Source organism: Selenomonadales bacterium (assembly GCA_017442105.1).
Classification (GTDB): Bacteria; Bacillota; Negativicutes; order RGIG982; family RGIG982; genus RGIG982.
This window is the reverse complement of sequence record JAFSAX010000230.1, coordinates 1-5,239: the sequence shown is the minus strand read 5'-3', so window position 1 is coordinate 5,239 and position 5,239 is coordinate 1. Positions and strand designations below refer to the sequence as shown.

The 5,239-nt window shown below is 53.4% G+C and carries 4 protein-coding genes; 2 read left to right on the top strand and 2 right to left on the bottom strand.

The window, feature by feature from the left end:
- Positions 1-384: 384 nt before the first annotated feature.
- Both IJN28_08785 and IJN28_08780 read right to left on the bottom strand, forming a co-directional pair.
- Entirely contained in the window at positions 385-1,587 is a 1,203-nt protein-coding gene (locus IJN28_08785; protein ID MBQ6713860.1) for an S-layer homology domain-containing protein, read from the bottom strand.
- Between the two features lie 350 nt (positions 1,588-1,937).
- Positions 1,938-2,201: a TIGR03905 family TSCPD domain-containing protein gene (locus tag IJN28_08780; protein ID MBQ6713859.1), complete on the bottom strand. Its 264-nt coding sequence runs from the start codon at positions 2,199-2,201 to the stop codon at positions 1,938-1,940.
- A 154-nt stretch (positions 2,202-2,355) separates the two neighbouring features.
- On the opposite strand from IJN28_08780, the gene IJN28_08775 reads away from it, so the two are divergent.
- Together IJN28_08775 and IJN28_08770 are read left to right on the top strand one after the other, a co-directional pair.
- Positions 2,356-4,518 carry an ATP-dependent RecD-like DNA helicase gene (locus tag IJN28_08775; protein MBQ6713858.1) on the top strand — a complete coding sequence of 721 codons (2,163 nt, stop codon included), beginning with the start codon at positions 2,356-2,358 and terminating at the stop codon, positions 4,516-4,518.
- Positions 4,518-5,180 carry a ComF family protein gene (locus IJN28_08770; GenBank protein MBQ6713857.1) on the top strand — a complete coding sequence of 221 codons (663 nt, stop codon included), beginning with the start codon at positions 4,518-4,520 and terminating at the stop codon, positions 5,178-5,180. Before IJN28_08775 ends, IJN28_08770 begins: the two co-directional genes overlap by 1 nt.
- Positions 5,181-5,239: the final 59 nt, after the last annotated feature.

The following is a 5,239-nucleotide window of genomic DNA, read 5'->3' as shown; positions in this document are numbered from 1 at the left end:
ACATTCCCACAGCCTCCCTCTGACGAGGGAGGTGGCATGGCTCGTCCGTGACGGAGGGAGAGAAGGTAGTAGCTATGTATGTAGCAATAGCTTTCTTGTAGGAACATCTCTCCCTCAGTCAGCTTCGCCGACAGCTCCCTCATCAGAGAGAGCCACATAGTGAGGCGCACATTCCCACAGCCTCCTTCTGACGAGGAAGGTGGCACGGCTCGTCCGTGACGGAGGGAGAGAAGGTAGTAGCTATGTATGTGGCAATAGCATTCTTGCAGAGGAACATCTCTCCCTCATCAGAAGGAACCATAGTAAACCTCGTATAATAAAAAGAGAAGACACCTCGCGTGAGGTGTCTTTCTTTGTATGTATGCAAGGTGGGGTTGGTTGTTATCAGAAGGAGAAGGAGATTTCTGCGCCTGTGAAGTCTTCAAGACTGTCACCGCTTGCAGTTTCAGTGTTGAAGGTGTGGTATGCGCGGAAGAGGACGTTTTCAGCGAGGGTGTATTCGCCGATGAATGCGAAGAATTCGCGATCATCGAGTGCGAAGTCTGCGCCTGTCATGTCGTCAATGCCGGGGAGTACGCCTGCTTCCCATTTGTTGTATTCTACGCCGAGGCTGTAAGTGCCTTTGACGGATTCATCAAGGTTGCCGTAGGTGAGTTTGATGACTTGGCCGTCAGCTTTTGTTTCGTCGTTTTTCCAGTAGTCACCTGCGAGAGTGAGGTTTTTGGCGATGCCGAACGATGCACCGATACCGAAGAGCTGATCATCTGCGGTGTCATTATCGTCAGCGGCGAGGTAAGTGAGGTTTGCGTTGAAGTGGTCGCATGGTGCGTAGCCGATCGTACCGTAGTAGGTACGTTCGAGGCCTGCTTCAAATACGCCGAGGTCAGCATAAGCAGCCGTTGCGGTAAGGTTGCCGTGCGTATAGTCGTAGCGTAGACCGTCGAGGCTTCCGTCAGTACTCATGAGGTAGCCTGTCGTACCGAGTTCTTGTGCGTAGCGACCTGCCGTCCAGAGGTGTTTGCCTCTGTCCCAAGTGATGTTGGCTACTTCGAGGTTGTTGTAGGTTTCAGCTGCTTCGCCGAGATCTTCGCTCATGACCATGAAACCTACATGTGCATCGAGGTTATCGGCAACGTTGGCATCGAGGTTGAGCATTGCTTCGTGGCCGAAGGAGCTGCCTGCGCCTTTTTCGTGGCCGTAGGTCATCATGTAGTAACCACTGAATTCAACGTCTTTCAGTCCGTTGACTTTCTTTTCGAGGGCATCGACACGTACGCCGAGGGAATCGAGTTCGGCCGAGAATTCAGCAGCGAGTTTGTCGATCGTAGCTTTGTCAGCTGCGTCAGCGCCATCGCAGTTAGCCATTGCGCGAGCGACGACTTGAGCCATTTCGTAACGAGTGATGGCTTTGTCACCGCCATATGTGCTGTCGTTATAGCCTTCGATGATGCCGTCTGCGGCAAGCTGGTCGATGGCATCGTATGCCCAGTGGTCTGTCGGTACGTCAGCGAACGGATTGGCAAGCGATACGCTCGTTGCGCCGATCATGAGTGCTGTTGTAATAAATGCTGTTAATTTTTTGTTCATAATAAAGATACCTCCTTAGATGATGTCGTTTGCGTTCATCAAATAAGGAGGTACAAGTGTCCGTGTTTCCTTGCAGTCTTGTCTGTGAACGGTAAAACGACAATAAAAAGAATGAGAATCATTCTAAAAATATCAACAGGTATCATTATAACCGTTCTTTGAAGTAATTGCAAGTGATTCTCAATAAGAAAATGAGAAATTTTTTCAATTACGATATAAAGTGGTATAGGTGGCTGTGATATACAGGCTGCATGGATAGAAATACTGTTTGACTGTCGGCTGTCATACAAGTGATGCGAGTAGACTGTCGGCTGTCGGTGATGGCTGTGTCTGCATCGTGTTTGCAGGTTTTATTTGTTGGCAAATTGTTCTTTGTAGGCGATGAGTGCTTGGGCGAGTTGGTCGCAGCAGGAGGTGGGTTTGCCGCCGCAGGTGATGCCTTTGACGCGCTCGATGATGGTGTCGATGTCCATGTCTTTGGTGAGTGCGCTGATGGCGGCGAGGTTGCCGGGGCATCCGCCGAGGAATTGGAGGTGGGTGAGTTTGTTGTCTTGGATATCGAAGGTGATGCGTTTGGAGCATACACCGCGTGGTGCGAAGCTGTACATGGTGATGACCTCTTTTCGTTTCATTATATTGTTATATGATAGCAGATGGGGCGATTTTTGCAAGTGTTTTGCTGTTTTTGGTTGGGAGAAAAGAGGGTTTCATGCCTTATGGGGGCGAATATTGTTAAGATAGATTATTGCTGTGGGAGTATGACGTATGATGACTGAAACGATTGTGGGCACGGTCGAGGGGATCGTGTTCGAGAGTGATGATGGTTCGTTTGCTGTGTTTCGTGTGAAGGCGGAGAGTGGTTCTATGATGTCGGTGGTCGGTTCGTTCGGTGCGCCGCTCGTTGGGGAGCAGGTGGAATTGACGGGCGGCTGGACGGAGCATCCGCGGTTTGGGGCGCAGTTTCGGGCGCAGTCTGTTCGTCGTATGGCACCGACGGGTCGTCGCAGTTTGATTCGTTTTTTGTCGTCGGGCGTTGTAAAAGGTGTAGGTCCACTCATGGCGGAAAGGCTGGTGGATCATTTCGGCCCTGATGTGCTTCGTGTGATGGAGTGTGAGCCTGAGCGACTTCGCGAGGTGCACGGTATTGGGAAAAAGAAGATGAATGAGATCCATTCGTCGTATGTGGAGCAGTCGGAGATGCGTGATTTGATGCTGTTCTTGGAGGAGCATGGTGTGAGTGGTGCGTATGCGGCGCGTATTTTTGCGCAGTACGGTTCGTTCGCGATCGATTTTATCAAGGAATCTCCGTATCGTTTGGCGGAGGAGGTGCGCGGTATTGGGTTCCGCACGGCAGATACGGTGGCGATGTCGCTCGGTGTGGGATACAATGATGCGTCGCGTATCAAGGCGGGTGTGGATTATGCGCTACTTCAGATCATGCAGGCGGGACATTGTTGTGTGCCTGAGGAGATGCTTGTGCAGGAAACAGCGCGGCTCCTCTCTGCTGATCGACAGGAGGTGGCGGGCGAGATCCGTCGCTTGAAGTCGGCGGGCGAGCTCTTTGTGGAGTCGTTCGAGGGGATGACGCTTATCTATCCGCGGATGATGTATCGGGCGGAGAAGGGCGCGGCTGAGCGACTTTTGTATCTGAAGGATAAGGCGCGTCGCGTCGATATATCGGGCGCGGAGGAGCGTGCGCTTGCGTGGGAAGCGGAGTCTGGTCTGGTGCTGTCGAAGAGCCAGCGTGAGGCTTTGACGTCGTCTTTAGCGAATGGTGTCTTAGTATTGACGGGTGGTCCGGGTACAGGGAAGACGACTGTCATTCGCGGTATCTTGGCGATGCTGGAAGCGGAAGGGTTTCAGATTCTGTTGTCTGCGCCGACGGGGCGCGCGGCGAAGCGGCTCAGTGAGGCGACGGGGCGCGAGGCTAGTACGGTGCATCGTATGCTGGAGTCGATGGGGACGGATGAGTTCGGTGCGATGTTCGAGCGCAATGAGGAGGAGCCGCTTGAGGCTGATGCGGTGATCGTCGATGAGGTGTCGATGATGGATATCGGTCTGATGTATGCGCTCCTCAAGGCAGTGCCGTCGGGGTGCCGCGTGATTCTGGCAGGTGATGTCGATCAGCTTCCTGCGGTTGGGCCGGGGTCGGTGCTTCGTGATGTGATTCGATCAGGGGCTGTTCCGACGGTGCGGTTGACGGATGTATTTCGCCAGGCGGGCGAGAGCCGTATCGTGATGAATGCGCATCGTATCAATCGCGGTATGATGCCCGATGTCGATTCGTGTGATGATTTTTGCTTTTTGGAGTATGCCGATGCGCGCATGGTGGCGGAACGTATCGTGAATCTGTGCATACGTGAGCTTCCCTCGGAGGGTGTCGATGTTCTGCGTGATGTGCAGGTGCTGTCGCCGATGCATCGGTTGGAGTGTGGTGTGGAGAATCTGAATCGTCTTTTGCAGGAAGCACTCAATGCGCCGTCTGAAGCGAAAGCGGAGATGGCATCACCGCGGTGTGTGTTCCGTGAGGGCGATAAGGTCATGCAGATGAAAAATAATTATCAGAAGAATGTTTTTAACGGAGATATCGGGTTCGTGGCGCGTATCGTAGACGGTAAGATGTGGGTGTCGTATCCCGATCTCGATGTGACATATGAGCGCAAGGAGCTTGATGAGCTGGCATTGGCGTATGCGATGAGTGTGCATAAGAGCCAGGGGAGCGAGTATCCGATCGTGATATTGCCGCTTACGGCAGGTCATCATGTGATGCTCCAGCGTAATCTTCTCTATACGGCGGTGACGCGTGCGAAACGGCAGGTCATCCTCTTGGGTACGAAGGCGGCTCTTTGTACGGCGGTAGAGAATGATAGGATGCGAAAACGGTATACGCTTCTGGCAGAACGGCTGAATGATACGGTGGTGCTTGAGTGATGAAGGATTGGTTGGAAGCTCTGGTCGGGCTTATCTGGCCTGCACGCTGTCCGTCGTGCGGTGCGGAGGTAGGTGCACGCGGAATGTGGTGCGAGCGATGTGCGTCTGAGGTATGGGCGATGCGCGAAGTTTCGCTTGCGAAGTCAAGCCCGTTGTCGCGTTTGGTGGCACTGACGCATTATCGCGGTGGTGTGAAGGTCGTCCTTCGCGATATGAAGTTTCGCGGCAAACGAAAGGATGCACTCTGTCTGTCGTCGCTTCTTGGGCGGATGCCTGCGCAAGCGTTGGTCGGCGATGTCGATCAGGTTGTGCCTGTGCCGATCAGCGAGGCGAAACGGCGCGTGCGCGGATTTAATCAGACGGAGGTGCTGTTCGAAGATTGGGCGCGGTCAAGCGGATTTGTCTGGCGCGCTGATGTACTGATGCGTGTGCGTGATACCGAAGCGCAATGGAAGTTGTCGAAACGCGAACGCAAGGCGAATCTGACGGGTGCCTTTTGCATTGCGGATGAAGCGGCTGTGCGCGGAAAACGCGTGCTTCTCGTAGATGATATCTATACGACGGGTGCGACGATGGAGATCTGTGCTGCGCTTCTTTTGAAGGCAGGTGCGATCAGCGTGTCGGGTCTGGTGATGGCGAGTGACACGAAACCAAAGTCATAATCGGAGAGATCGACGTGATTATCGTCAGCCAGGAAGGCTTGGATCGCTTCGGAGGTGAT

Bases quoted from the DNA above. Each gene is read 5' to 3' on its own strand.
- IJN28_08785 (MBQ6713860.1), bottom strand. From the start codon at position 1,587: ATGAACAAAAAATTAACAGCATTTATTACAACAGCACTCATGATCGGC.
- IJN28_08775 (MBQ6713858.1), top strand. From the start codon at position 2,356: ATGACTGAAACGATTGTGGGCACGGTCGAGGGGATCGTGTTCGAGAGT.
- IJN28_08770 (MBQ6713857.1), top strand. From the start codon at position 4,518: ATGAAGGATTGGTTGGAAGCTCTGGTCGGGCTTATCTGGCCTGCACGC.